The sequence below is a fragment of the Acinetobacter tibetensis genome, from assembly GCF_023824315.1.
Taxonomy (GTDB): Bacteria; Pseudomonadota; Gammaproteobacteria; order Pseudomonadales; family Moraxellaceae; genus Acinetobacter; species Acinetobacter tibetensis.
This window is the reverse complement of the sequence record NZ_CP098732.1, coordinates 2,012,945-2,038,386: the sequence shown is the minus strand read 5'-3', so window position 1 is coordinate 2,038,386 and position 25,442 is coordinate 2,012,945. Positions and strand designations below refer to the sequence as shown.

Sequence of the window (25,442 nt, the reverse complement as noted above, 5' to 3'; positions counted from 1 at the left end):
TTCTGCAAAGAGGGACTTTCTACACTCCTACCAAGATGATAAGAAAAGGATGTTTTGTGAAATTATATAGTTGCAATCCACTTCCCTTTAAATATGCTTTATTAGCCACAGTGATTCTAAAATCGATGGCACTGTATGCTCAAGATACAGCGGCATATCAACTCCCAGTTATTAGCGTGCAAGCCGTACGTACTGAAAATGAATTGTTACAGGTACCCGCTTCGATACAGAAAGTGCAAGCTCCAGAGTCTCAACTCAACACGAATGTGAATGTGTCTGAACTATTGCAAGGTGTGGCGGGTTTACAAATCAATAACCGTGAAAATTACGCGCAAGATTTGCAAATTTCCATGCGTGGCTTTGGTGCGCGTTCTACTTTTGGTGTGCGGGGCATACGCCTCTATGTCGATGGTATTCCTGCAACCATGCCCGACGGTCAGGGGCAAAGCTCTAATATTGATTTAGACAGCTTGGACAATATTGAAGTTTTGACAGGTCCTTTTTCTTCACTTTATGGAAACTCATCAGGTGGAACCATCTTAACCGAAACCAAAGAAGGACAAGGGAAAGACTCGATTCAAGTGGGGTTAAATGCAGGCAGCCACCATAAACAACAAGCCAATATTCAGTTACAAGGGGGTTCAGACCAAGCCAACCAACCCGCTTATGTGATCAGTTCTTCCTATTTTGATACGGATGGTTTCCGTGATCATAGTGCTGCGCGAAAAGTGTTGAATAATGCCAAGCTCACTTGGAATTTGGAGGATGGCAGTAAGATTAATTGGCTCATTAACCGTGTTGATATAAATGCCGACGACCCACAAGGTCTGAATCGTGAGCAGTGGAAAGCCAATCCGAAGCAAGTGAATGATGCTAAAAATATTTACGATGTACGTAAAGAAATTGAACAAACCCAAACAGGGTTGACATGGAACAAACCACTGAATGATCAGAATGAACTCTATGGCATGGTTTATTTGGGAAATCGTCAGGTCGTGCAATATCAGTCGATTCCGAGTAGTGCCCAAAAAAATCCTCGTCATGCAGGTGGAGTGATCGATTTTGATCGAGATTATTATGGTGCAGACTTCCGTTGGATAGGGAAAGAGCTCTTGCCGAATACTACATTTATTGCAGGTTTGGCATTTGATCAGATGCGCGAAGATCGTCAGGGGTATGAAAACTTTGATGCGACAGGGCGTTATGGTGTGAAAGGTGATTTACGTCGTGATGAAAATAATACCTTATGGAATCTAGATCCTTACATCCAAGCCTCATGGCAGTTCTTGCCAACGTGGCATTTAGATGCAGGTTTGCGCTATAGCAATGTACATTATGAGTCGAATGACCATTACATCGTCGCTGGCAATGGCGATGACAGTGGTTCAACGGATTATCAAAAATTATTGCCTTCTGTGGCATTAGGCTGGGAAATTTTACCTGAGCTTTATGCTTATACCAGTTATGGTAAAGGCTTTGAAACGCCAACCTTTACCGAAATGGCTTATAACACCGATCCCTTAAAATCAGGCATGAACTTTGAGCTAAAAGCTGCAAGTAGCGATAATTATGAGCTCGGCTTAAAGTCACAAAATCCTTTTGGATTGTTTACTTTTGCAGTTTTCCAGACAGATACAGAAAACGATATTGTGACGGCGGGAACGCGTGATGGTCGAGCGACTTTTCGAAATGCAGACAAAACTACTCGACAAGGTTTAGAGCTTTCATGGCAACAAAAGATTTGGGCGGCGCTCAATATTCAATCGAGTTTGAGTTATATCGATGCTGAATTTGATAGCAATACAGCAGAAATAGCGAATCCAAATGATTCAACAAAACCGTATGCGAAAGCCATTAATAAAGGAAATAAGATTCCCGGAATTGCCAAAAATCAAGCTTTTGTAGGCTTGGCATGGCAACCAGAGCAGGGCTTTCAGGCAGGTTTGGAAGCACGTTATATGGACAAGATTTATGTCGATGATATCAATTCGGATACTGCGCCAAGTTATACCGTGGTGGCTGCAAATGTTGGCTATTTGTGGGTCAATCAGGACTGGAAAGTGAATACTTATGCCCGAGTCGATAACCTATTCGACCGAAACTATGTCGGCTCAGTGATTGTAAATGACAGCAATGGTCGCTTCTTTGAGCCTGCGGATGGGCGTAATTTTAGTGTCGGAATGAGTGTGAACAAGACTTTCTAAGAATGCTCACAGTAAAAACTAAACAAGGGGCTGAATAGTCCCTTTTTTACGATGTAAAATCTTTCATGGTTTAAATACTCGTTTTTTTAGCCTAAATTTGCTTAAATACGCCTCGAAAAATAACAAACAGACATTGGGCTTTATATGAATAAACTTGCCAATACTTTGGTTTTTGCAACATTGTGTAGCAGCATGCTTTTAACGGGTTGTGATTTCTTTAAAGGAAAGAAAGACAGCGCTGAAGCAGAACAAGCAGCACCCGCAGTCAATGAGTGGGACTGTAGCAATGAGGCGAAGTTAAAAGAGATTAAGACTGCTTTACAGCAAGACTATTTGAAAAAGTTAGATAAAGCCTTACGTAACTCGAGTTACTATCAGTCGGATAAAAACCTGACCGATACCATCACGCAGAATATTCAATTTGAAGTCAAAAGTATTACGACAGTGACCGAACAACCTGAGACGGCCAAACAACTGGAATGTCGCAGTGAACTGGTCGTGAAAATGCCGAAAGGTTTACAACAGCGTGCGCAAAATGGTTATGAAGCAGAAAGTTGTGATGAGTGTGATCGCTATGGTACGTTGAATGATTTACTGGAAAGTGAAGCATATGCTTTAACGATGCAAAATGATCAACTGAAAGGATCATTTAATTATCAACTGATTAAAACGGATAAAGAAGGTATTCAACTCCAGCTACCAAAAGAAAATAAAGTGTTAGATGGACTCGTTTATATCACAGAAAAAGCAGTACAACTTGCCGCTTATGAAGCTGAAAATCAAGGTATTGCGGATAGTCAAGAAGCCAATGCTCAAGAAGAGGCAGCGCAACAAGAACTCGCGCAAAAGTCGATGGATATCCGCCAGAAAGAGCTCAATGCTGATCAGGCGAAAGTGGTAGAACGTTTGAATCAAACATGGGATCGTTTTAGTAGTGAACAAAAAGCGCAATTACAACAGGACCAGTCGGACTGGTTTGAAAAGCGTGATGTGGACTGTAAAGTACTTGCGCAAACGAGCATTCATAATATTGCTGAAAAAGATCGTGAAACCTACCAACAGCATTATGATTATTGGGATGAGCAAATGAGAGCACAAAATCAGGACATGCAATACACCAAATGCTTTAATCAGAAAACGTCGGAGCGCATTGTTTATTTGAACAATGTCTTTAATTAATTAGAAAGTTGCTTGAAATAAAAAGGACGAATTGATTCGTCCTTTTTTTATTGGCATGCTTAGCGCAGAAATAGAGAGTAAGCGTAGACATGCGAATTAGTTTTATTGGTGCTGGACGTGTTGCCCACCATTTGGCGTCGGCTTTACAGCAACACCATCAAATTGTACAAATATATAGTCGAACTTGGGAAAAGTCACAGCATTTGGCAGAGCAGGTGGCAGCAAAAGCGTGTCCATCGGTATCCGATTTATCCTCAGAAATTGATTTGCTGATTCTTGCTGTCAGCGATCAATCTATTGCCGCTGTCATCGCTGAAGTTGCGCCATTGTTGCCAGAGGTTCTGATCGTACATACTTCAGGTAGTACTGATCTGCAAATTCTACAGCAACAGCACCCACGTTCGGGAGTATTTTATCCTTTACAGACCTTTAGTTTAGAACGAGAGGTAGATTGGAAACAAACCCCATTATTTATTGAAGCTGCAAATAAAGACCATCAAAAACAGTTATTGGATTTGGCTCAACAGTTGAGCCAGCGTGTCTATGCTTATAGTTCACAGCAACGTTTAAGTTTGCATTTGGCTGCGGTATTTGCCTGTAATTTTGCCAATTACTGTTACGACATGAGCAAGCAAATTGTCGATCAGACGCAAGTTGATTTTAGTTTACTGTATCCGCTGATCTTGGAAACCGCCGCTAAAGCCGCAAAGAATGATCCGAAAACTATGCAAACTGGCCCTGCGGTACGCGGTGATGTGAATATTTTACAGATGCATCAAGCGATATTAGCAGATTTAAAACGACCTGATTTAGCGGAGGTTTATACCTTGATCAGTCAGCAGATTATGCAGCGACACAGCTAATCGAAGGGTGAATAACTCATGTACCTGTAATAAAAACAAGTAAAGCCACTGAAAAAGTGGCTTTTTTTATGTATTAGGATTCGGTAGAGTGCTTCTGAAAATAAATACAAACAACTAGAGGGTGTATGCGTTCACATTTATTATTAGAACAGGTGCAGTGGAAAGATCTTGTGCAGTTAGGCCGTACTGATGTCATCAGTGAGTTACTCATTTCTTTACCGTGGTTACTGGTCTCGTTCATTTTCGCTGGTTTTCAGTGGTATATTTTGGCACTGTTTTGCTCGTTTATGTTTTTCTTAACAGGGCTTAGACAAGTGCATAACGCCTTTCATTTTGCTTTAGGCATTAGCCGACCCGCGACACATTGGGTCATGTTTATCTTAAGTATTGTCATGCTAGGCTCAATGCATGCGGTGCAAATCAATCATCTTCGACACCATCAGTACTGTATGCAAGAAGAGGATATTGAAGCAAAAAGTGCAACCATGAAGTGGTGGCAAGCTTTGCTTTTTGGCCCTATTTTTCCGTGGATGTTGCATAAAAAAGCATTTGAGGTTGGAAGTAAGACGCAGAAAAAGTGGATGTCCGCTGAGCTTGTTGCCAATGTGATCGTGCTGTTTTTGGTTTTTGTCGTCTTGGATATCAGTGTTTTAAAATACCATGTCAGTGCAATGTTGATTGGGCAATGCATGACGGCTTTTTTTGCGGTATGGACGGTGCATCATGATACGGAAGATCATATTTATATGGCACGTACAGTACGTAATGAGTTTAAGCGGGTCGTGACCTACAACATGTTTTATCATGTGGAGCATCATTTGTTTCCAGCAGTGCCGACACGACGTTTACATATTTTGGCAAAACGCTTAGATGAATATGATCCGACGGTTGAAATTCGGCATGTGTTTTAATCATTCAGAATAAAAAATAGGGCATTTAGCCCTATTTTTTTAGATACAAAACTTATTTAATTTTCTTAAATAAGAAGTCGTTGATCTTATGACCGTCTTCCAGTCCACGACGTTCAAACTTGGTTTGTGGACGCCAGTCTGGGCGCGGGTAGCTGTTGCCTTTACCTGCCATATTCTCAAGATTTGGACGGTTATCGAGCACATCAAGCATCCATTCTGCATATGGTTCCCAGTCTGTCGCTGCGTGGAATGTTCCACCCATTTCTAACTTCTGTTCAACCAGTGGCATACGGTCATGTGACACGAAACGACGTTTGAAGTGACGTTTTTTCTGCCATGGGTCTGGGAAATAAAGTTGCACAGCGTTGATGCTGTTGTCTGGCATTTCACGTAGTACTTGAATTGCATCGGCATCTAAAAGACGAAGGTTGGTTAAACCTGCCATGCCAGCCTCATATACACATTGAGCAATACCAGGAACATGGACTTCAATCCCGACAAAGTTACGTTCAGGATTAGCTTTCGCCATAAGCACCAGTGAACGACCCATACCAAAACCAATTTCAACAGTTAATGGACGTTCAGGGTGTTCAAAATGCTGACGTAAATCACCGACTGGATATTCCAAAATTAAGTGACCATATTGTTCAAGCGCAGTACGTTGAGAAGTATTCAGCGGAGAAGAGCGACGCATAAAAGTCACAATTTCACGATGCTCATTCAAGTTGTCTAGCTCGACGACTTGCGGTTCTAATAGATCGGTTGACATAACTTTGGCAAATGTAAAAATTCGAAAGCGGTATTTTAAATCCTGAGACTGGCAAGTCAAATTATTTACCGTTATTTCGGCAATTAAATTGTTTTTGAGTTTTTCAAATCTATATTTTTTCGACTTTTATCGAATTATAAAGTTCATTCATTGAATGAAATCTGTTGGTGGTTTGAAGGGCGAATAAAAAGAGCTGAATAAACAGCTCTTTAGTGAGGTAGAAACATCAAAGCGGATTATAGCGGTCAATCAGGGTACTACTGGCTTCATTTAAACCGACCACTTCAATATCGATATCCTGATCTCGAAACTTCTGCACGATGGTATTCAGCATATTGACGGAAGTAATATCCCAGACATGTGCATGGGTCAGATCCAGAATCACATGTTTGGCAGAAGTTGAGACATCAAAAAACTGATAAAACTTTTCAGCACTACTAAAGAAAATTTGTCCTGAAACTTGATATTCCAAAGTTTCAGCGTTAATTAATTTAGATGTGACTTTCACTTCACTTTCCAATTTATTTACAAGAAAGAGCGCAGAAAGGCAGACGCCAATAAATACACCTAAAGCCAAATTGTGCGTCGCTAAAACAATAACAACCACACTGAGCATGACAATATTACTTTGTTTCGGATGCTTGCGAAACTGTTTGACCGAGTCCCAGTTAAAGGTGGTAAAGGACACCATAATCATAATGGCAACCAGTGCAGCCATCGGAATATAAGCCAACCAATCTTTTAAAAACACCACCAGACAGAGCAAGAATACACCAGCTACCAAGGTAGAAAGTCGTGTACGAGCGCCTGAACTCACATTGATGATGGATTGACCAATCATGGCACAACCTGCCATACCGCCCATAAAGCCACTAATAATATTGGCAAAACCTTGTCCGCGGCATTCTTTATGACGATCACCTTCAGTTCCTGTCACTTCATTTACAATAGTGGTGGTCATCATGGTTTCAAGTAAACCAACTGTGGCCAAGGTCATTGCGTATGGAAAGATGATTTTTAAGGTTTCAAGATTCAGTGGAATGTCTGGAATTAAAAAGACAGGCAGCGTATCAGGGAATTGACCTAAATCACTGACTGTTCGCATATCTGCGCCAAAAACGAGAGCAACTAAGCTCAGTAAAATAATACAGATTAACGGTGCAGGCAGTAATTTGCCAATCTTGGGGATATATGGAAATAGATAAACAATAGCTAAACCTAAAGCTACAAAGCTATAGCCTATAAAATCCATGCGTTGTATTTCAGGAATTTGTGCCACAAAAATTAAAATAGCGAGCGCATTAACAAAGCCATAGACCACGGATTGAGAGACAAATCGCATCAATTTTGCGACTTTAAAATAGCCTGCAATAATCTGAATACAACCTGTCAAAATGGTGGTCGCAAATAAGTATTGAAGACCATGATCTTTGACCAAGGTAATCATCAGCAACGCCATTGCACCCGTTGCTGCAGAAATCATGGCAGGGCGTCCACCAAAAAAGGCAATACTCACTGCAATACAGAATGAGGCATATAAACCGACTTGTGGGTCAACACCTGCGATTGCCGAGAATGCAATCGATTCAGGAATAAGAGCTAAACCAACGACAATACCAGCAAGTACATCTGTACGAATATTGGATAACCATTCTGATCTTTTAAGGCTAATCACTACAACATTTCATAAAATTTAAAGAATGTGTATGTTAAAACATCTAGCAATAAAAAATCACACAGGATTAACTTGAAAAATTGTAGAAATTGAACAATATTCAAAAGTAATTGTTTTTATATGTTTTATATAACAGTTACGTTTTTTGCAATTTACAGGTCTGATCGCTTGAAAGTTTGTCAAAAGCAAGTTTAAAAGAAGTAAAGAGTTAGATAACAAGGATCATATATGAAGCTTTATTATTCCCCAGGTGCATGTTCACTGGCATCTCATATTATTCTAAATGAAATTAATGTCGATTTTGATCTGGTTCGCGTAGACCTAAAAACCCATAAAACAGAAAAAGGTGAAGATTATTATGCAATTAACCCTAAAGGTTATGTCCCTGCCTTAGAAATTAATCCTGGGTTAATTCTGACCGAAAATGTGGCAATTTTACCCTTCCTTGCTCAGCATGATCCTAAACAGGATTTAATTCCGCCATCAGGTTTAGGACGTGCAAAAGTATTGGAATGGTTGGGCTACCTCAACTCAGAGTTACATGATGCCTATGCTGTATTTTTTGGTGGCCCTTTATCGGAAGAAGCTAAAACCAAGGCCTATGCAGAAATTGATCGCTTATTGACCTATATTGATACAGCCATTGCAGAATCTGATCATGACTATTTGGTGGACGATAATTTTGGTCCAGCAGATGCATATTTATTTGTGCTGACAAATTGGTCAAATTCAATTGAGCATGATTTAACGCCCTATAAAAATGTTATTGGTATACGTCATAAGGTTGCCGAGCGCCAGTCTGTGCAAATGGCGATGCGTGATGAAGGCTTAATCCCTTAATAGGGGACATTTGACTTCAAACATGCAATAAAAAAATGCCTCGTGTAGAGGCATTTTTTTATTGATATTCAGCATACTCACTAAAATCTATATCTTGTAATTGAATCTGATATTTATTTTTAAGCGTGCTCCATTCGGTCTTTACTGGTTGTGCTGTTTCAGCAAACTCATTTTTACCCGTGGTGCTTTTTACTTTGCCAGTAGAAAAATTAATGCTCTTTTCGGTGATGTCACCTGAGGCACGATGGAAATCATTACTATCAAAACCAATTAAATTGAAATTATTATTTTGATAACGGAAGGTATAGCTATTATTCGTCACATACCAAGAACCGCAGCTTAACCAGTAATGTAAGCTAATTTTTAACAGACCTTTAGCAATCGTCATTCCGCCATCTTCTAAGGGATCAGCAAGGCAAGGGGATTCTTCGTCATTCTCCGTTGGGAGTGAGTAATTTTCAGTCATCAGTTGATAACCTTGAGCTGTTTTAAATAGCACCAAAAGTTTTCTTGGATTCAGATTTAAGCGATCACTGCCTAAACCTTCATGGTTTTTAATATTGTTTGGATTATTCTGTTGAATAATGAGAGCCGCATCTACTTGACCATCACGGTTTAAATCCCCTGTGGCTGTTTCTAGAATTTTCCAACCTTGAGGTACAAACTTTGAATAAGCAGCAGTATCTGAAGCTGCGAATGCTGAGCAACTTAAGACTGCGAGGGTAAGAGTAAGTATATTTTTTAGCATGATGTTCTGAACTTTTATTATAAGAAGATTATAGACAGTATAAAAAATGGATTCCGAAGAATCCATTTTAAGCTCAGTACTATTTAAAGAAATAACCCGTTTCAGGCGAGCTGGCATTTGCCATGCGTTTACGTGGCATACGTCCTGCAAGGAAGGCTTCACGACCTGCTTCAACCGCCTTTTTCATGGCAGATGCCATTAAAATTGGATTTTGAGCAGCAGCAATCGCGGTATTCATCAGTACGCCGTCGCAACCTAATTCCATCGCAATGGCAGCATCGCTGGCTGTACCAACACCAGCATCAACGAGCACTGGAACTTTGGCATTTTCTTTGATAATTGAAATGGTATGCGGATTTAAAATGCCTAAACCAGAGCCAATCAAACTGCCTAAAGGCATAATTGCAACGCAACCCATGCTTTCTAATTCTTGCGCGACAATGGGGTCATCCGAGGTGTATACCATAATCTCGAAACCATCATCAATCAGTGTGCGCGCTGCTTTTAAGGTTTCAGTGATGTTCGGATACAGGGTCTTTTCATCCCCTAAAACTTCCAGTTTTACCAGATTGTGACCATCTAACAGTTCACGCGCCAACATACAAGTGCGCACTGCACTATTTGCATCAAAGCAACCTGCTGTGTTCGGTAAAATGGTATATTTTTCTGGTGGAATCACAGAAAGTAAATTAGGTTGATCAGGGTGTTGCCCAATGTTCACACGACGAATTGCGACTGTGACAATTTCAGCACCACTGGCTTGAATGGCTAAATCAGTTTCATTCAAATCTTTATATTTACCTGTACCCACTAACAAACGTGAGTGAAAGGTTCTTGAACCAATAATAAGAGGGGTATCTTCCATGGGAGCTCCGAATTAGCCGCCACCAACGGCCTGAATAATTTCAATGCGATCTTGATCACAAATTGGGGTTTGTTCGAGTTTGGACTTAGAAATAATCATTTCATTTTGTTCCACCGCAAAGCGTTTACCTTCCAGTTCTAATTCTTGAACCAGTTGTAAAAGATTGCGACAAGTGGTGTCTTTTGCTTCACCATTCAAAAAAATTTGCATGTTTCATTCCTGAAAATCTGCGACTTTATTTGGCGTATTTGTAAGCATTCCAAGCCAGAACCAGCCATCCAGCCATCATGAGGGCACCGCCAATAGGGGTAATGGCACCTAAGATGCGAGGTAAACCTAAAGCCATGACGTACAATGAGCCACAAAAGAAGAAAATTCCAATTTGAATAAGGGAAAAACTCATTTTAATAGGCAGTTGGGGAACTACTTTTGCCAAAATGGCGAGCGCCAATAAGCCCAAGGCATGATAGAAAAAATAATCTGTTGCTGTGTGCCACCACGCCAGTTGAACTTCGGTTGCACGCGCTTTTAAACCATGTGCACCAAAAGCGCCTAGCATGACAGCAATTGCTAAATTAAGTGCAGAGATTGCGATCCACATAAGCCATGATGACCAGAACAAGTTTGCGCATAACCTTAGCATATTCTGCCTAAGGTGAAAAAGCGAAATGTGACATTGTTCAAAGCGTTAATATAAAAAAGGCACAACTTGAAGTTGTGCCTTTAAAAAACAAAAAACTTAATTAGATGACATTGCGACTTTAATTTTTTCCATCGCATTTTTTTCTAACTGACGGATACGTTCGGCAGAGACGTTATATTCAGCAGCTAACTCATGCAAGGTAGATTTGTCATCATCTAACCAACGACGTTGTAAAATATTCCGTGAGCGATCATCGAGTTGCTCCATTGCTTCATGTAAGGCAGAGGTGCTTTGTTCCTCATAGTCTTCATTTTCAACTAAGCGAGCAGGGTCGTAACGATTATCTTCTAAATATAATGCAGGAGCGACATGGGTTGAGCCTTCGTCATCATCATCACCCTGTGCTTCGAATGCAGCATCATAAGCGGTTAAACGTCCTTCCATTTCAATGACTTGCTCTGGAGTTACATTCAAGTCATTGGCAATCGATTGTGCTTCTTCAAGCGTCAGTTTTTTGCTTGATTTTTTCAGACTACGTAAATTAAAGAACAATTTACGTTGTGCTTTGGTTGTTGCAATTTTTACGATTCGCCAGTTGCGAATAACGTATTCATGAATTTCGGCTTTAATCCAGTGTACTGCAAATGAAACCAAGCGTACGCCCATATTTGGGTCAAAACGTTTTACGGCTTTCATCAAGCCTAGGTTGCCTTCTTGAATTAAATCGCCTTGAGGTAATCCATAACCTGCATAACTACGCGCAATATGTACCACAAAGCGTAAATGCGACATCACCAGCATTTTTGCAGCATCAAGGTCTTGGTCGTAGTAATAACGCTCAGCTAACTCTTTTTCTTGTTCGGCTGTTAAAATTGGAATCTGATTGACAGTACTAATATATGCCCCAAGGTTTACACCTGGTGCAGATAATGACAGGGGCATCAATTGATTGCTGCTGTCACTCATAGGTACTCCTTAATAAAACTGGACATTGATGTTCCACTACCTTTCATCTTAATGCCAATACGCTCACACATTAAGGAAATTTGGGTAGTGTTATGTAATTTTTTATGCCAAATTGAAACCATGTAGTTTAATTGAAAATAATTAAGATTCAATTAAGTAATGATATTCATGCTCTGAAATTTTTTGCACTACACAAGTCATTTGATGCATTTGGCAATACCTTGTTACATCAATTTGGCTATGTGGATCGGAAGACTTAAGTAAGACCCGACAATGCGGCGCATTTTTTAAAGAACGCTTCAACATAAGTAATGGCATAGGGCAAGGCTTACCCATTGTATCAATAATGAGGTCATATTCGTTTTGATTCGACATATGGAGTGAGAAATTTCAGGATACACAGCCAAATATTAGCAAATTTAATGCCAAACCCCAACTTAAATCACAGTAAAACTATATTTATGTTTATAATGGCGATAAATAAGTATCGAAAAAAAAATACTAAATTTGATGTGGAATAAGTGAAAAAAATTCTATTAATTGTCATAAACCCATGTTAAGCTCGATGCCGTATTGAGGATTTAACACAACTATAAATTGTTTTAAACCCATACTCTACAAATGGATGTAACCGGGATTTTGTTAATAGTTATACAGAATGATTACAAGCTTAGAAATAATAAATGTTTTTAAACCTTGTTTGCTCTGCTGTTTGCAACACCGGGTGGTCCTTCTTTTAAATACAATGAGGATTAACTTATGACAGCTCGTGAACAAGGCGTAGTTAAATGGTTCAACGACACTAAAGGTTTTGGTTTTATTCAACGCAATGGCGGTGATGATGTATTTGTTCACTTCCGTGCTATTCAAGGCGAAGGCCACCGTTCACTTCGTGACGGCCAACGTGTTGAATTCAGCGTTGTAAAAGGTCAAAAAGGCTTCCAAGCTGAAGAAGTTCAACCTTTAGACTAATACGCTAAAGATTCTTCGAAACGCCTCAATGTATATTGGGGCGTTTTTTGTTTATAATGACTCTGTTTTTCAATATTCATTAATTTGAGCACGTATTTATGTCATCTGGTTTTGAAACCCTAAATTTACACCCGCAACTTAAACAAGCGATTGACGCTTTAGGGTTTAAGGAAATGACGCCAATTCAGCAAAAGGTGCTCAAATTTACTTTGGCTGGGCATGACGCGATTGGTCGTGCACAAACTGGTACGGGGAAAACAGCTGCATTTTTGGTTAGCGTGATTAATGATTTACTCAATAATCCGATTAAAGAACAACGTTTTCGTGGTGAACCACGCGCTTTAATTTTGGCACCCACGCGTGAATTGGCATTGCAAATTGAAAGTGATGCGAAACATTTAACGAAGTTTACTGACCTGCACTTGGTGACTTTATTGGGCGGGGTGGATTTTGATAAGCAAAAAGCACAACTCGATAAAAAACCAGTCGATATTATTGTAGCCACACCAGGGCGATTGATTGATTTTGTAGAGCAAAAAGAAGTTTGGTTAGATCAAATTGAATTTTTAGTGATTGATGAAGCAGACCGTTTATTGGATATGGGCTTTATTCCTTCGGTCAAACGGATTGTGCGTTACTCACCGCGTAAAGAGCAGCGCCAAACTCTCATGTTCTCCGCAACTTTTAGTTACGATGTCCTTAACTTGGCACAACAATGGTTGTGTGAGCCAGTTACAGTAGAAATTGAACCTGAAAAGAAAACCAATTCAGATGTAGAACAACGTGTGTATATGGTTGCGAAGTCTGATAAATATAAATTGCTACAAGATATTTTACATGACGAGCCGATTGAAAAAGTCATGATTTTCGCCAACCGTCGTGATCAAGTTCGTAAGTTATATGACAGCTTAAAGCGTGATGGCTATAAAGTGGTGATGTTGTCGGGCGAAATTGCACAAGATAAACGCCTTAAAATGTTAGACCAGTTTAAGAATGGTCAGCATAATATTATGATTGCAACGGACGTTGCAGGGCGTGGTATTCATGTGGATGGTGTATCGCACGTGGTTAATTTTACTTTACCAGAACAGTCGGATGATTATGTACATCGTATTGGACGTACAGGTCGTGCAGGTACGCGTGGGGTAAGTATTAGTTTCCTTTCTGAGGATGATGCATTTCATTTACCTGAAATTGAAAAAGCAATTGGGCAGAAGTTGCCTTTAACCCGTTTGGAAGGGTATTGTTAATATAGGTTTAAAACTGAAAAGGGTTAGCATTGAAGCTAACCCTTTTTTATTGCTAGGCAATATGTTGGGCTTAGTTGTGCTAGTTGGCTTTGCAATAAAAGGTAACGACTGTTTGATAGTCTGTATCTTTGGCAATGCTGGTATTGGTGCCTGCAATACTGCCAATTACATCGGCGGCTGATTGAATCATCTGCCCAGTTTTATCATCAACGACGCCTTTTAAAGCGCCATTGTATTCGGTCTTTTCACTGACGACGATGGGTGTTGAGTTTTTACAGGTCTTGTTTGCTGCTTCAATGGCATTATTTTTAGCGGTGATGTTGGTTTTGCCTAGCCCTGTAACTTCAAATTGGTTGTTTTCTTTTTGAATTACAGTGGAGGATGTGGGTGTCGAGGCACAAGCCGTTAGTAAAATAGTAAATAATGCTGTAGTACCTAAGGTTAAAAATTTATTCATGTTTTCCCCAGTCATCATAAGAAATATACGAAACCATAATTTCATGATTGTGCTGTAGGTGCTGTATTAAAAATGCAGTTTTATTTTATTGCTGTGTGAAACATGATTTGCAAAGACAATTTATTTAGTGGGCTAGAGTAATATGAAAATATTGTGATACTCTTGTTGAAGTATTTATGTATAGATCTTTAAATCAATGACGGATTTAACAGCTGACCTTATTCATCAAAATATTCATCAACGTCAGTCAATTGGACATCTTGTTGAACCCGCTCCAAATAAAGCCCAGCTCGAATTGGCATTCCAGGCAGCATTAACTGCGCCCGATCACCATCGCCTAAAACCGACAAAATTTGTGGTGATAGAACCTGAGCAACGCGAGGCATTTGGTTTATTGTTGTCTCAAGCACTAGCAGGCTTGGGGGAGCAAGACCAAGTTCAACTTGATCGAGTTAAGAATCATCCATTTCGTGCACCATTGTTGGTTCTTGCACTGACTAAGTTTCAAGCACATATTAAAGTTCCTGATTTTGAGCAGACTTTAAGCACTGGTGCTGCAATTCAAAATTTATTATTGTCTTTACAAGCACAAGGTTTTTCGACCATGTGGCGAAGCGGTGCTGTGGTTGAGTCAAAATTATTAAAACAGGCTTTGGGCTTAACCGAGCATGATTTGATTTCAGGGATTATTTATGTAGGTACAGCGGCTAAGGCAATTCCAGCTCGAGCTGAAATAAATACTGCTGACTATGTAAGTACTTGGAATAAATAAGTTAGATCCATTTTGGGATATAAAAATAAATGTCTGAATTAAACTTTAGTGATTTGGTTGAACCTGTAATTATTGATCGCAAAACGGCTTTACGTGTAACGGTATTGGGCGGGGGGAGTTTTGGAACAGCAATGGCCAATACGGCCGTTCGGAATGGTTGCGATACCATGATCTGGATTCGTGATGAAACGATTGCTGAAGAAATTAACCGTACTCACGTGAATCAACGTTATTTACCAGATTTTCAGTTAGAGCAAAATTTGGTTGCAGTTTCGAATTTAGAAAAAGCAGTACGTGATCGCGATATTATTTTGGTGGCCATTCCAAGTCATTCGTTCCGCGATGTACTTAAGCAGATTCGCCCATTTATTAGTTCGCAAGCTGTGGTGTCTTTAACTAAAGGGATTGAGGCAAAAACCTTTTGCTTTATGAGCGATATTATTCAGCAAGAATTACCAGAAATCCCTTTTGGTGTCCTTTCGGGTCCTAACTTGGCAAAAGAGATTGTTGCGGGGCAGCCTGCGGGTACGGTCATAGCAAGTGATTCTGAATTAGTGCGTTATGCCATACAGCAAGCTTTGCATAGTGCTTTATTTCGTGTATTTGCTAGTGATGATGTAAATGGTGTCGAGCTGGGTGGTGCGCTGAAAAATATTTACGCCGTCGCGATGGGAATGGCAGCCGCCTATAATGTAGGTGAAAATACCAAGAGTATGTTATTAACTCGCGCTTTGGCAGAGATGAGCCGTTTTGCAGTAAAGTTAGGTGCGAACCCATTAACTTTCTTGGGATTGTCGGGTGTTGGTGACTTGTTCGCGACTTGTAATAGTCCTCTCAGTCGTAACTATCAGATTGGTTATGCTTTAGGAAAAGGAAAAAGCTTGGAGCAAGCAACCAAGGAATTAGGACAAACCGCAGAAGGGATCAATACCGTTGTTCAAGTTCGTGCGCGGGCACAAGAGTTAGATGTGTATATGCCAATTACTTGTGCACTTTATGATGTTATTTTTGAAGGTGCCCCGCCTTTATCTATTGCAGTTTCATTAATGAAAAACGGTCACCGTAGTGATGTAGAGTTCGTACTACCTCACCATGAAGTTTGATGAATTGAAAGCATTAGAATTGTCATAAATCTTGTTTATACTTGAAAATTGGGCGCCTGCTGAATTTTAATTTGATTACGCTGCTGAGCGCCCTGAAATAATAAGGAAATTTTATGTTACTTACATTGGTTCGTCATGGTGAAGCATCACCTGCAATTGACGGTAATGATATGAAAAGACCACTTACTGCACGTGGTCATCTACAGGCACAAGAAACAGCAGATTACTTAAAAGATGTTGTGCAACCCGATATTTTTATTGTGAGTCCATTATTAAGAGCGCAAGAAACTTTGGCGCATATTCAAACCCATTTTAAAGGTGTGCCAGTATTACTTTGTAATGCAATTAAACCAGATGATGATGCACGTGTGGCAGTAGAGTGGTTGTCGCATTTGCCGTATGAGTCAATTGTGGTGGTTTGCCATATGAATGTTGTGGCACATATAGAAGAATTGCTGACGGCTGAGCCTTTTCATCCTTTTTCGTTGGCAGAAGCACGCTGTTATGATCAAAGTGTAATTGCGGCAGGTTTATCAACAGTTCAAAAGCGCTTTGTTCCTCAAGCTTAAATTATTCGAAACGGCAGATAAAAATAAATGTTGTATATATGGATGCCTGAAGCCAATGAGGCATGGCAGTGGTCGCAAGGGGAATTCTGGCAAAGTGCTTTGAGTTTGGAACAGTTGATTCAAGACTTGCAGCCTTTTGCTGCTCAAGAAGCGACTGTTTTTTTTCCAAGCCGCCATGCGCAAATGTTGCAACAGCAGTTGAATAAGGCACAGTATAAGCAACTGGGGCAAGAGGGAATTAAATATCTGTTAGAGGAATATATTGTATTCCCTATCGACAGTATGAAAATCTTGCATCATTTTCAAAATCCAGATCAGCTCACTTTGTTGGGAGTTTCTCAGCATTTGGTAGAAACATGGCAGCATTCGCTTTCTTTACTGCCTACAAAAATTACTGCACTTCTTCCTGACTTTTATGCGGCGCCACAACCTCAACAATCAGATGAAACAGTTGTGTTGGACCTGCATGGGCGTTTATTGGTACGAGAAAGTGAGTGGATGGGATGCTCTATTGATGATTTACCACTCTATTTAGACTATCAAGAGGTGTCTCGAAATTATACTGTCTCTAATTTGAATGCAGGGCAACTGAATAGCTTGCAGGCGCGCGTAACGCAAGATCAAATTCATGGATTTCAATATCACTTTACGGAACTGAACAAGCCGAAACAACATCCTTTTAATGTTTTACCTAAGCTAAAATCAGAAACAAAAATCTCTGGTTATTGGAAAGCTTGCGCTGCTGTATTGTTTACTATTTTAATTGTTCAGTTTGGATATGATGCTAGTCGTTGGTATAAAAATAAGAAGGTGGCTGATGAAACAGCACTTCAAGCAGTATCTCAATTTAAATATTGGTTTGGGCAAAACTATCCTGTAACCGAGCAGACCTTGAAAAGTCAATTTGAGTTTCAGATGCGGACGAATCAAATGGGGCAAAATGCAGGATTGCAATTGTTGAGCCGAGTTGGTCCTGTATTGATGCAGAATAAAATTATTGCTGATCGTGTCTCGTATGATGCCTCAATTCTTAATTTAGATTTAAAAGCCAATTCATCGGCGGTTTTACAAAACTTAACGCAGCAATTGAATCAACAAGGCTTTAAGGTTGAACTTGGTAATATTCAGCCAAATGGTTCGGGAGTGATTGGTTCGGTGAAAATACAATAATGAAAGCAATGGAAAAATTTCAAAATACACTAGATGGTTGGACTGAGCAATTCACGCAGTATTTGGAGCATTTGTCTGTTCGCGAACGCATCATGGTGATTTTTACGGTGGTCTTTGTATTGGTTGCGGCGGTAGGCTCCGCTTTATGGTATATGCATAAAGCGGCTGAACATCAACAGCAAAGGGTGAGTGAGTTGAAGGATTTAGTGGTGTGGATGCAAAGTAATGCGGTCACCATGAAGCCAGCAGGGGATGTGCAACTCAGTGCAGCCGAAAAAGTACAGCGTGCTGCACAACAACAAGGATTGGGTGTTGCTTCACAGCAGGTGGGTGAACAAATTCAAGTTGTGGTCAGTCATGCAAATTATTCTATTCTGGCAAATTTTTTGACTCAATTAGCCCAGATGGGCTTAAGCATTGAAAAAATGGAACTTCAGTCTAATGCTGGACAGATTAAATTAACAGCGACACTACAATAATAGGTCAAAATAAACAGTTGCCAAGCATGGCGTTTTTGGTGGGCTACGCCTATAATATACCGACTTAAAAAGCAGTAGACTTTTCTAGATATGTTGTATTCTCTAGCCCGCCCTCTGTTGTTTTCTTTAGCACCAGAGCGTGCACATGAGCTAACATTATCCTTGCTGAAATCAGCCCATGCAATGGGGATGATCCGCCAACATGTTGCGGCAAAGCCTGTGACTTGTATGGGTATTGAATTTCCTAACCCTGTAGGTTTAGCTGCTGGCTTAGATAAAAATGGTGCCTATATTGATGCCTTAGCTGCTCTTGGCTTTGGTTTTATTGAAATTGGAACGATTACACCGCGTCCGCAAGCTGGTAATCCTCAGCCACGTCTTTTCCGTTTGCCACAAGCACAAGCCATTATTAACCGTATGGGTTTTAATAATGATGGTGTGGATAAATTAATTGAAAACGTTAAAGCGGCTAAATTTAAAGGTGTTTTAGGGATTAATATTGGTAAAAATGCCGATACACCAGTAGAAAATGCAGTAGATGATTATCTCATTTGCTTAGAAAAAGTTTATAACTACGCTTCTTATATTACGGTTAATATTTCTTCTCCAAACACTAAAAATCTACGTAGTTTACAAAGTGGTGATGCGCTGACTGAGTTATTGGCGACATTAAAGAAGCGTCAGCTTGAGTTGGCTGATGAGCATCAACATTATGTGCCTTTGGTGCTTAAAGTTGCGCCTGATTTAACACCTGAGGATATTGGCTTTATTTCGCAACAATTAATTACCAATAAAATTGATGGGCTAATTGTCACGAATACGACCTTATCGCGTGAAGGTGTGGAAAACTTACCGCAAGGTGATGAGGCGGGCGGATTGTCTGGTGCGCCTGTATTTGAAAAGAGTACGGCATGTTTATCTGCATTTGCTCAGGCACTAAATGGTCAAGTGCCATTGATTGGTGTGGGTGGAATTTTGGCAGGCGAACAAGCACTCGTTAAACAAAATTCGGGCGCAACACTTGTACAAGTGTATAGTGGCCTTATATATACTGGACCGAAACTGGTTAAAGATTGTGTTGATGCTATGCTGGCAAAATGAATACCATTGATATCTTCATACTGATCATTTTGCTCATTGGAGGGCTAAACGGTTTGCGACAAGGATTTGTTAAAGCCTTTGCGAACTTGGTGGGTTGGATTTTTGCACTGATTGTCGGTGCAAAATATGCCGCTATCATTGCTCCTTCAATGCGTGTTCTCAGTCAAGATCCAGTGGTTCAAAAAATTGCAGCGTTTGCCTTTATTGTGTTGGTCATAGTTGTCCTGACTTGGCTCGCAACAGCATTGTTGAATAGTGTTTTAAGTACCTTAAAGTTGGGCCCGCTTAATCGTCTTGCGGGTGGTGCATTTGGAACACTAAAAGGGCTGATGGTGGTTTTAATCACAATGCAGGGTTTAAGTCCATGGGTAGAAAGCTCTCATCATTGGAAGCAATCTAAAATGGTTCAATCTTTATTGCCTTATGCGCCATGGGCTGCTCAGTTATCTAAAGATGCAGCACACGAAGCGCTTGAACATATTCAGTCGGAAGATGCTCAGAAATCTTCTCACTCCTTGTCTGAATCAACGCCAAAAGATCATTCGCGTTCAGGCAATTCAACGAATAATCCTTTTTATTAATCCTAGCTTGTCTGCGAGGTTGCTATGTGTGGAGTTGTTGGTATAGCTGGTAAATCACCCGTTAACCAAATGTTGTTTGATGCATTAACGATGTTACAACATCGTGGACAAGATGCAGCTGGGATCGTAACTTGCCATGAAGGACGCCTATTTCTTCGTAAAGACAATGGCATGGTGCGAGATGTTTTTCATACTCGTCATATGCGTGCTTTGCTTGGAAATTATGGTATCGGTCATGTGCGTTATCCAACTGCGGGTTCTTCAAGCAGTGCAGAAGCGCAACCATTTTATGTAAACTCTCCTTATGGTATTACTTTGGCACACAATGGTAACTTAACCAATGCCGAAGAAATTCATGACGATTTGTTTAAAACAGATTTGCGTCATATGAATACCGATTCGGATTCGGAAGTTTTACTGAACGTTTTTGCGCATGAATTGCAAAAACGTAGCAAGTTAGTACCAACTCCAGACGATATTTTTCATGTAGTTTCACGTGTTCATGAGCGTTGTAAAGGTGCTTATGGTGTAGTTGCCATGATTACAGGTCAAGGTTTGGTTGGCTTCCGAGATCCGAATGGTATTCGACCATTGATTTACGGTTCACGTATAACCGAGACCGGTGAACATGAATATATTATTGCTTCTGAATCTGTAGCAATTACAGCACTTGGCTTTAAAGTTGAGCGTGATATTGCACCTGGTGAAGCAATTTTTATTAATGTGAATGGTGAAATGTTCACGCAGCAATGCGCTGAAAATCCACAGTACCGTCCATGTATTTTTGAATATGTGTATTTCGCACGTCCAGATGCAATCATTGATGGGATTTCGGTGTATAAAGCTCGCTTAAAAATGGGCGAGAAGTTGGCACACAAGATTCTAAGCGAATGGGGTGAGGAGCACGACATTGATGTAGTGATTCCAATTCCAGATACGTCACGTACTTCGGCATTAGAATTGGCAAATACTTTAGGTGTGAAATTCCGTGAAGGTTTTATGAAAAACCGTTATATCGGTCGTACCTTCATTATGCCGGGTCAGCAGCAACGTAAAAAATCAGTACGTCAAAAATTGAACCCTGTAGAACTTGAGTTCAAAGATAAAAACGTATTGTTGGTGGATGATTCAATTGTACGTGGTACAACGTGTAACGAAATCATTCAAATGGCGCGTGATGCTGGTGCAAAGAAAGTATTTTTTGCTTCGGCGGCACCAATGGTGAAATATCCAAACGTGTACGGCATTGATATGCCGGCCAAACAAGAGCTGATTGCATCAGAGCGTAGTGTTGAAGAAATTCGTGAAATTATTGAAGCAGATCGTTTAATTTTCCAAGATTTGGAAGATTTAAAAGCTGCGGTTCGCACCAGTAAAGTTCCATATTTACAAGACTTCGATTGCTCTGTATTTGATGGTGTTTATGTGGCTGGTGGTATTGATGCTGCTTACTTGGATGAGTTGGAGCAGAAGCGTAGCGACACGGCTAAAAAAACTAAAGATGGCTATATCGATGTCAATATTGATGCCGCTTCTGTTGATTTAACAGGTGTGACCGAGCAATAATTTTCAATTGTTTTGCGTGAAAAAGGTGGGTATTTCCCGCCTTTTTCATTTATGATGTGGCTGAATTACAATGTAATAAAGGAATTTTACATTGAAAGAAATAGGTGGCTTTTTGATCAAAAATAAAAATATGATGTGGACTGCCAGTATCTGTGCATTGGCTGTTCTTTTGACCATGTTTATTCTCAATACGGTTTTGGGGCTCTTGGTTTATTATTTTGATCAATCACAATCTATTTTTTGGCATCAACTCAGTCCCTACGTCATTGTTTTACTGTTACTGATTATTGGTTCATCTATTCTGTATGAATTTTATGTGTTCCGTTCGGGTGGACATTCGCTGGCAAAACAATTGCGCGCAAGAAGACTGAGTCTAATTGAAAGTACGCCTGAAGAATTTATTGCGCTGAAGATTGCGGAACAGCTTTCCGACCGATTTCTCATTGATACCCCTGCTGTATATGTGCTGCCCGATGAAGTTGGAGTGAATGCACTCACAGCGGGTTTTTTACCACGTGATATTGCTATTATTTTAACTTGGGGGGCTTTGCAGAATTTAGATGAATCTGAGTTGTTTGGCTTGTTGAGTCATGAATTTAATCAGATTTTATCAGGTGAAACTGCGGACAATACGCGTCTTAAAATTTTATATAGTGGGCTAACAACTTTCAGTCAATGGGGGAGTAAGGTCGCGAAATTGGGATTTAGTCGACGCGAATATAATCAGCCGCAAAAATTCGAAACTATTTTAGTGGCACTTGGTGGTGTCATTTGGTTAGTGGGAAGTTTGGGAGTCTTAATCACACGATTTATTAAGTACTTAACTTTAGGTAGTCGTACCTTTAGAAATGATTTAAAAACCAAGCGGTTGATTCAAAATAATGCCAATATACAGACGTTATTACGTATTTATGTGCATCACGCAGGTTCACAAATTCATAGTGAATACTCAGAATCCATTTCACATATGTGTTTTGCTAATTCACTTAGTCCGCAAAGTTGGATGAATATTCACCCAAGTATTGAGCAGCGGATTTATGAAATGAATCCTGGATTAGTACAGGATTTACAGTTGGAAAATCTAAAAAGACTGAAAAATCAGCCGCTATTTGGTTTGTTTCGTCCATTAGAAGAAATTAATGCTGAATATCATACACCTTGGAGTTCACCTCAGCCTTTGCCTCTTTTGCGTTTATCTCCAATTAGTTTTGCCATTAAAGATGCAATAAAACCTTTGAATCCTGAGGTGCGTAGTTCTATGCAACGCCCAGAATTGATTGAACGTGCATTACAGACAGCAACAGGCTCGCGCGAGGTCATGGTTGCGATTCTCATGATCCGCCAATACCGTGAGTTTATTCCAGCTGAAGCGGAAGTGAGTCGTGCGATTATAGATGCTTTACTTCATTTGGATGGTCGCGTCCATTTATCTATTTTCCATGAAGCATGTGCCAATATTGGTGGAATGCCAGCGACAATTGCTCGCCAATTTGTCACTAAACTGGCTCGAATTATTCAAGAGGATGGTGAAATTGGGCTATTGGATGCGTTGTTACTGGAGCGGGTAAAATACGAATTAAACTTATTGCCTACACATACCCCAACTGCTTTAGATGAGGTGAAACCTCAAATTGTTCGTTTAGTTGATGCGTTATTGCATGTGCAACAAATTAATAGTGATAATCAGTTAGATGTACGTGAAAAAATATTAAAACGAATTTTAACGGCAGAAGAGTTGGAAATTTATGAAGAAATTTCTGATGAGCCGATTGATCTTGCAGAAATTGTACATGATATATCGGGTTTGTTATTACGTGATCGCTTAATTATATTGGGGATTGCGGAGTTATGTCTTTGGAATGACCGCATTATTACGCAAGATGAATTAGATGTTTTAGAATTATTATATTGGCGTTTTGGTTTTGAAACTTCAGAAATTGTTGAGCAAATGCAAAAGAAAAATAGTTTAATGATTATGTAATTCAGATATAAATTTATATCTTGTAGGTATCTGTGAGTGCTTTAATAAAGCACAGCAAAATGATGTGAATGTCGTTAGAATAGCGCTAAAGATTGAGATGTTGAACATAGAAATGATGGGGCACCAGCGAGATATATTGGCAACGATGGGAATTGATATATGGATTCCTAACCATGTCACTCGCGTACAGCAAACTCAGTCATCTTCTTTGTGGCGTGATCAAGCTCTAGCTGAGGTGATGGCAGAATTACCTCTAAGTCAGATTGATATCTCTGCTTTGAGCCAGCCGGATGTTGCGGAAATAGATACAGCATTAACTCAGTTTGTTGAAATTGAACAAGAAAGCCGTCAACAACATGCCCAAGCAGCATTGTCTGAGCCTTTAAAAGTAGATCCACAGCCTGCGATTCATATAGATGCATTCGAACTACAAGCGATCAGCATGGCATCATGTTTAATTGTCATAGATGCATCTGTGTTAAGTGAGCAACAAGCCGAGTTATGGATAAATATACAACGTGCGATACCTGCCGAATATCATGAGTTGAAATGGCCATTTCCGTTGGCTGAAATGCAAGATGGTCGCGGTGCATCAAGTTATGTTCGTGGTTTTATTGATGCGATTGGTGTGGACAAAGATCTGATAGCATTAGGGGTGATTTCTCAATTACAACACGTAGATCTCCATCAATTGGCAAGTTTGCAGGACATGCTTGATCAGCCAATTTTGAAAAAACGTTTGTGGCAGTTTATGCAAAAATCACTCAATACACGGATGACTGATGAATAAAAAAGTTGTTGTTTTTAGCCAAATTGATCCAGAAATTCTAGCTCGCTTACAGGCACAATACGATGTTGTGGTTATAGACCCTAAACAAGGTGATGTGAATCAGCAAATTCAACAGCATATTCAGGATGCAGATGGCATGATTGGTGCAGGTCGATTGCTTAATGAAAGTAATTTGGCTACTGCACAGCAGCTCAAGATTATTTCAAGTGTTAGTGTGGGTTACGATAACTACGATGTAGATTATTTGAATCAAAAAAATATTTGGTTAAGTCATACACCGCATGTATTAACAGAAACTACAGCGGATTTGGCATTTACCTTGCTCATGAGTGCAGCGCGTAAAGTACCATATTTAGACCATTGGACTAAAAGTGGTGAATGGAAGCGTACAGTATCGCAAGCGCAGTTTGGTCAAGACATTCATGGGAAAACCTTGGGGATTATAGGGTTAGGTAATATTGGGGCAGCAATTGCACGTCGTGGTTTATATGGCTTTAATATGAATATTTTGTACCATAATCGCCGCGAAAAATTAGAAATGGCACAGCCACTCAATGCGCAATACCGTTCTTTAGAGCAATTGTTGCAACAGTCAGACTTTGTTGTGGTTGCGGTTGATCTGAATGCTGAATCAAAAGCCTTACTTTCTACCGAGCAGTTTGACTTAATGCAGTCGCATGCGGTATTGGTGAATATCGCGCGTGGTTCAGTGATTGATGAGCAAGCTTTAATTCAAGCATTGAAAGATCGCAAAATTTTTGCTGCTGGTTTAGATGTTTATGAGAAAGAACCACTCCAAACGTCTGAACTATTTCAGTTAGACAATGTGGTGACTTTACCCCACGTGGGATCTGCAACAGCAGAGACACGGAAGAAAATGGCTGAGCTTGCCTATTGTAATTTAGTCGATGCTTTGGATGGACGCCAACCACGTTATTTGGTTAATCCTGACTTTTAAAATATTGATAACACATCATTGCAAATCCTA

The 25,442-nt window shown here is 40.0% G+C and carries 27 protein-coding genes; 18 read left to right on the top strand and 9 right to left on the bottom strand.

What is annotated here, in order from left to right; genetic code table 11:
* Window positions 1–125 precede the first annotated feature (125 nt).
* From M5E07_RS10075 to M5E07_RS10060, 4 genes are all read left to right on the top strand, one after another.
* A complete protein-coding gene (locus M5E07_RS10075) occupies window positions 126–2,204 on the top strand; it encodes a TonB-dependent receptor (protein WP_252223781.1) in 2,079 nt (692 codons plus the stop codon).
* Window positions 2,205–2,348: 144 nt separating this feature from the next.
* Window positions 2,349–3,383 carry a DUF1311 domain-containing protein gene (locus tag M5E07_RS10070; protein ID WP_252218926.1) on the top strand — a complete coding sequence of 345 codons (1,035 nt, stop codon included), beginning with the start codon at window positions 2,349–2,351 and terminating at the stop codon, window positions 3,381–3,383.
* 89 nt (window positions 3,384–3,472) lie between these two features.
* Window positions 3,473–4,246, top strand: coding sequence for a Rossmann-like and DUF2520 domain-containing protein (locus M5E07_RS10065; protein WP_252218923.1), 774 nt, complete (start codon window positions 3,473–3,475; stop codon window positions 4,244–4,246).
* A gap of 125 nt (window positions 4,247–4,371) precedes the next feature.
* Window positions 4,372–5,157: a fatty acid desaturase gene (locus M5E07_RS10060; RefSeq protein WP_252218921.1), complete on the top strand. Its 786-nt coding sequence runs from the start codon at window positions 4,372–4,374 to the stop codon at window positions 5,155–5,157.
* A gap of 52 nt (window positions 5,158–5,209) precedes the next feature.
* Here the strand turns inward: M5E07_RS10060 and trmB are convergent, their stop codons facing one another.
* Both trmB and M5E07_RS10050 read right to left on the bottom strand, forming a co-directional pair.
* Window positions 5,210–5,926, bottom strand: coding sequence for a tRNA (guanosine(46)-N7)-methyltransferase TrmB (gene trmB / locus M5E07_RS10055; RefSeq protein WP_252218919.1), 717 nt, complete (start codon window positions 5,924–5,926; stop codon window positions 5,210–5,212).
* Window positions 5,927–6,152: 226 nt separating this feature from the next.
* A complete protein-coding gene (locus M5E07_RS10050; RefSeq protein WP_252218917.1) occupies window positions 6,153–7,601 on the bottom strand; it encodes a SulP family inorganic anion transporter in 1,449 nt (482 codons plus the stop codon).
* Window positions 7,602–7,829: 228 nt separating this feature from the next.
* On the opposite strand from M5E07_RS10050, the gene M5E07_RS10045 reads away from it, so the two are divergent.
* The gene (locus tag M5E07_RS10045; protein WP_116758896.1) at window positions 7,830–8,441 is read left to right on the top strand and encodes a glutathione S-transferase N-terminal domain-containing protein; all 612 of its coding nucleotides are present in this window, start codon (window positions 7,830–7,832) and stop codon (window positions 8,439–8,441) included.
* Window positions 8,442–8,499: 58 nt separating this feature from the next.
* On the opposite strand, the gene M5E07_RS10040 is transcribed toward M5E07_RS10045, so the two are convergent.
* From M5E07_RS10040 to M5E07_RS10015, 6 genes are all read right to left on the bottom strand, one after another.
* On the bottom strand, window positions 8,500–9,189 hold the full coding sequence (locus tag M5E07_RS10040; protein WP_252218915.1) for a hypothetical protein: 690 nt from the start codon (window positions 9,187–9,189) through the stop codon (window positions 8,500–8,502).
* Between the two features lie 79 nt (window positions 9,190–9,268).
* Window positions 9,269–10,054 carry a thiazole synthase gene (locus M5E07_RS10035; RefSeq protein WP_116758898.1) on the bottom strand — a complete coding sequence of 262 codons (786 nt, stop codon included), beginning with the start codon at window positions 10,052–10,054 and terminating at the stop codon, window positions 9,269–9,271.
* Window positions 10,055–10,066: 12 nt separating this feature from the next.
* The gene (gene thiS, locus M5E07_RS10030) at window positions 10,067–10,264 is read right to left on the bottom strand and encodes a sulfur carrier protein ThiS (RefSeq protein ID WP_116758899.1); all 198 of its coding nucleotides are present in this window, start codon (window positions 10,262–10,264) and stop codon (window positions 10,067–10,069) included.
* A gap of 25 nt (window positions 10,265–10,289) precedes the next feature.
* Complete coding sequence (locus tag M5E07_RS10025) at window positions 10,290–10,655, bottom strand: DUF423 domain-containing protein (RefSeq protein ID WP_252218913.1); 366 nt, start codon at window positions 10,653–10,655, stop codon at window positions 10,290–10,292.
* A 138-nt stretch (window positions 10,656–10,793) separates the two neighbouring features.
* Entirely contained in the window at window positions 10,794–11,663 is an 870-nt protein-coding gene (gene rpoH, locus M5E07_RS10020; RefSeq protein ID WP_116758901.1) for an RNA polymerase sigma factor RpoH, read from the bottom strand.
* A 141-nt stretch (window positions 11,664–11,804) separates the two neighbouring features.
* The gene (locus M5E07_RS10015) at window positions 11,805–12,038 is read right to left on the bottom strand and encodes a sulfurtransferase TusA family protein (protein ID WP_116758902.1); all 234 of its coding nucleotides are present in this window, start codon (window positions 12,036–12,038) and stop codon (window positions 11,805–11,807) included.
* Between the two features lie 384 nt (window positions 12,039–12,422).
* On the opposite strand from M5E07_RS10015, the gene M5E07_RS10010 reads away from it, so the two are divergent.
* Both M5E07_RS10010 and rhlB read left to right on the top strand, forming a co-directional pair.
* A complete protein-coding gene (locus tag M5E07_RS10010; RefSeq protein WP_005177104.1) occupies window positions 12,423–12,635 on the top strand; it encodes a cold-shock protein in 213 nt (70 codons plus the stop codon).
* A 98-nt stretch (window positions 12,636–12,733) separates the two neighbouring features.
* Window positions 12,734–13,885, top strand: a complete 1,152-nt coding sequence (rhlB, locus tag M5E07_RS10005; protein ID WP_116758903.1) for an ATP-dependent RNA helicase RhlB — start codon at window positions 12,734–12,736, stop codon at window positions 13,883–13,885.
* A gap of 79 nt (window positions 13,886–13,964) precedes the next feature.
* On the opposite strand, the gene M5E07_RS10000 is transcribed toward rhlB, so the two are convergent.
* A complete protein-coding gene (locus M5E07_RS10000) occupies window positions 13,965–14,342 on the bottom strand; it encodes a hypothetical protein (RefSeq protein WP_252218911.1) in 378 nt (125 codons plus the stop codon).
* Between the two features lie 196 nt (window positions 14,343–14,538).
* Between M5E07_RS10000 and M5E07_RS09995 the strand changes: the two genes are divergently transcribed.
* The 11 genes from M5E07_RS09995 to M5E07_RS09945 all read left to right on the top strand — a co-directional run bounded on the left by M5E07_RS09995 (window position 14,539) and on the right by M5E07_RS09945 (window position 25,412).
* Entirely contained in the window at window positions 14,539–15,114 is a 576-nt protein-coding gene (locus M5E07_RS09995; RefSeq protein WP_252218909.1) for a nitroreductase family protein, read from the top strand.
* Window positions 15,115–15,143: 29 nt separating this feature from the next.
* Complete coding sequence (locus M5E07_RS09990) at window positions 15,144–16,217, top strand: NAD(P)H-dependent glycerol-3-phosphate dehydrogenase (RefSeq protein WP_116758906.1); 1,074 nt, start codon at window positions 15,144–15,146, stop codon at window positions 16,215–16,217.
* Between the two features lie 113 nt (window positions 16,218–16,330).
* Window positions 16,331–16,786: a SixA phosphatase family protein gene (locus tag M5E07_RS09985; protein ID WP_116758907.1), complete on the top strand. Its 456-nt coding sequence runs from the start codon at window positions 16,331–16,333 to the stop codon at window positions 16,784–16,786.
* A gap of 27 nt (window positions 16,787–16,813) precedes the next feature.
* Window positions 16,814–17,956: a type II secretion system protein GspL gene (gene gspL, locus M5E07_RS09980; RefSeq protein ID WP_252218907.1), complete on the top strand. Its 1,143-nt coding sequence runs from the start codon at window positions 16,814–16,816 to the stop codon at window positions 17,954–17,956.
* Window positions 17,956–18,435, top strand: coding sequence for a type II secretion system protein M (locus M5E07_RS09975; protein ID WP_116758909.1), 480 nt, complete (start codon window positions 17,956–17,958; stop codon window positions 18,433–18,435). Before gspL ends, M5E07_RS09975 begins: the two co-directional genes overlap by 1 nt.
* 90 nt (window positions 18,436–18,525) lie before the next feature.
* A complete protein-coding gene (locus M5E07_RS09970; protein ID WP_116758910.1) occupies window positions 18,526–19,536 on the top strand; it encodes a quinone-dependent dihydroorotate dehydrogenase in 1,011 nt (336 codons plus the stop codon).
* Window positions 19,533–20,117: a CvpA family protein gene (locus M5E07_RS09965; protein WP_252218905.1), complete on the top strand. Its 585-nt coding sequence runs from the start codon at window positions 19,533–19,535 to the stop codon at window positions 20,115–20,117. The genes M5E07_RS09970 and M5E07_RS09965 overlap by 4 nt, the downstream gene beginning before the upstream one ends.
* 24 nt (window positions 20,118–20,141) lie before the next feature.
* Window positions 20,142–21,683 carry an amidophosphoribosyltransferase gene (gene purF / locus M5E07_RS09960; protein WP_116758912.1) on the top strand — a complete coding sequence of 514 codons (1,542 nt, stop codon included), beginning with the start codon at window positions 20,142–20,144 and terminating at the stop codon, window positions 21,681–21,683.
* Between the two features lie 130 nt (window positions 21,684–21,813).
* Complete coding sequence (locus tag M5E07_RS09955) at window positions 21,814–23,664, top strand: M48 family metallopeptidase (RefSeq protein ID WP_434087811.1); 1,851 nt, start codon at window positions 21,814–21,816, stop codon at window positions 23,662–23,664.
* Between the two features lie 97 nt (window positions 23,665–23,761).
* Window positions 23,762–24,454 (top strand): hypothetical protein, encoded by a 693-nt coding sequence (locus tag M5E07_RS09950; protein ID WP_252218901.1) that lies wholly within the window; start codon window positions 23,762–23,764, stop codon window positions 24,452–24,454.
* On the top strand, window positions 24,447–25,412 hold the full coding sequence (locus M5E07_RS09945; protein WP_252218899.1) for a 2-hydroxyacid dehydrogenase: 966 nt from the start codon (window positions 24,447–24,449) through the stop codon (window positions 25,410–25,412). The genes M5E07_RS09950 and M5E07_RS09945 overlap by 8 nt, the downstream gene beginning before the upstream one ends.
* Window positions 25,413–25,442 lie beyond the last annotated feature (30 nt).

Coding starts and splice junctions, on each gene's coding strand:
- M5E07_RS10075 (WP_252223781.1), top strand. CDS start 126: ATGGCACTGTATGCTCAAGATACAGCGGCATATCAACTCCCAGTTATT.
- M5E07_RS10070 (WP_252218926.1), top strand. CDS start 2,349: ATGAATAAACTTGCCAATACTTTGGTTTTTGCAACATTGTGTAGCAGC.
- M5E07_RS10065 (WP_252218923.1), top strand. CDS start 3,473: ATGCGAATTAGTTTTATTGGTGCTGGACGTGTTGCCCACCATTTGGCG.
- M5E07_RS10060 (WP_252218921.1), top strand. CDS start 4,372: ATGCGTTCACATTTATTATTAGAACAGGTGCAGTGGAAAGATCTTGTG.
- trmB (WP_252218919.1), bottom strand. CDS start 5,926: ATGTCAACCGATCTATTAGAACCGCAAGTCGTCGAGCTAGACAACTTG.
- M5E07_RS10045 (WP_116758896.1), top strand. CDS start 7,830: ATGAAGCTTTATTATTCCCCAGGTGCATGTTCACTGGCATCTCATATT.
- M5E07_RS10040 (WP_252218915.1), bottom strand. CDS start 9,189: ATGCTAAAAAATATACTTACTCTTACCCTCGCAGTCTTAAGTTGCTCA.
- M5E07_RS10035 (WP_116758898.1), bottom strand. CDS start 10,054: ATGGAAGATACCCCTCTTATTATTGGTTCAAGAACCTTTCACTCACGT.
- thiS (WP_116758899.1), bottom strand. CDS start 10,264: ATGCAAATTTTTTTGAATGGTGAAGCAAAAGACACCACTTGTCGCAAT.
- M5E07_RS10025 (WP_252218913.1), bottom strand. CDS start 10,655: ATGTGGATCGCAATCTCTGCACTTAATTTAGCAATTGCTGTCATGCTA.
- rpoH (WP_116758901.1), bottom strand. CDS start 11,663: ATGAGTGACAGCAGCAATCAATTGATGCCCCTGTCATTATCTGCACCA.
- M5E07_RS10015 (WP_116758902.1), bottom strand. CDS start 12,038: ATGTCGAATCAAAACGAATATGACCTCATTATTGATACAATGGGTAAG.
- M5E07_RS10010 (WP_005177104.1), top strand. CDS start 12,423: ATGACAGCTCGTGAACAAGGCGTAGTTAAATGGTTCAACGACACTAAA.
- rhlB (WP_116758903.1), top strand. CDS start 12,734: ATGTCATCTGGTTTTGAAACCCTAAATTTACACCCGCAACTTAAACAA.
- M5E07_RS10000 (WP_252218911.1), bottom strand. CDS start 14,342: ATGAATAAATTTTTAACCTTAGGTACTACAGCATTATTTACTATTTTA.
- M5E07_RS09995 (WP_252218909.1), top strand. CDS start 14,539: ATGACGGATTTAACAGCTGACCTTATTCATCAAAATATTCATCAACGT.
- M5E07_RS09990 (WP_116758906.1), top strand. CDS start 15,144: ATGTCTGAATTAAACTTTAGTGATTTGGTTGAACCTGTAATTATTGAT.
- M5E07_RS09985 (WP_116758907.1), top strand. CDS start 16,331: ATGTTACTTACATTGGTTCGTCATGGTGAAGCATCACCTGCAATTGAC.
- gspL (WP_252218907.1), top strand. CDS start 16,814: ATGTTGTATATATGGATGCCTGAAGCCAATGAGGCATGGCAGTGGTCG.
- M5E07_RS09975 (WP_116758909.1), top strand. CDS start 17,956: ATGAAAGCAATGGAAAAATTTCAAAATACACTAGATGGTTGGACTGAG.
- M5E07_RS09970 (WP_116758910.1), top strand. CDS start 18,526: ATGTTGTATTCTCTAGCCCGCCCTCTGTTGTTTTCTTTAGCACCAGAG.
- M5E07_RS09965 (WP_252218905.1), top strand. CDS start 19,533: ATGAATACCATTGATATCTTCATACTGATCATTTTGCTCATTGGAGGG.
- purF (WP_116758912.1), top strand. CDS start 20,142: ATGTGTGGAGTTGTTGGTATAGCTGGTAAATCACCCGTTAACCAAATG.
- M5E07_RS09955 (WP_434087811.1), top strand. CDS start 21,814: ATGATGTGGACTGCCAGTATCTGTGCATTGGCTGTTCTTTTGACCATG.
- M5E07_RS09950 (WP_252218901.1), top strand. CDS start 23,762: ATGTTGAACATAGAAATGATGGGGCACCAGCGAGATATATTGGCAACG.
- M5E07_RS09945 (WP_252218899.1), top strand. CDS start 24,447: ATGAATAAAAAAGTTGTTGTTTTTAGCCAAATTGATCCAGAAATTCTA.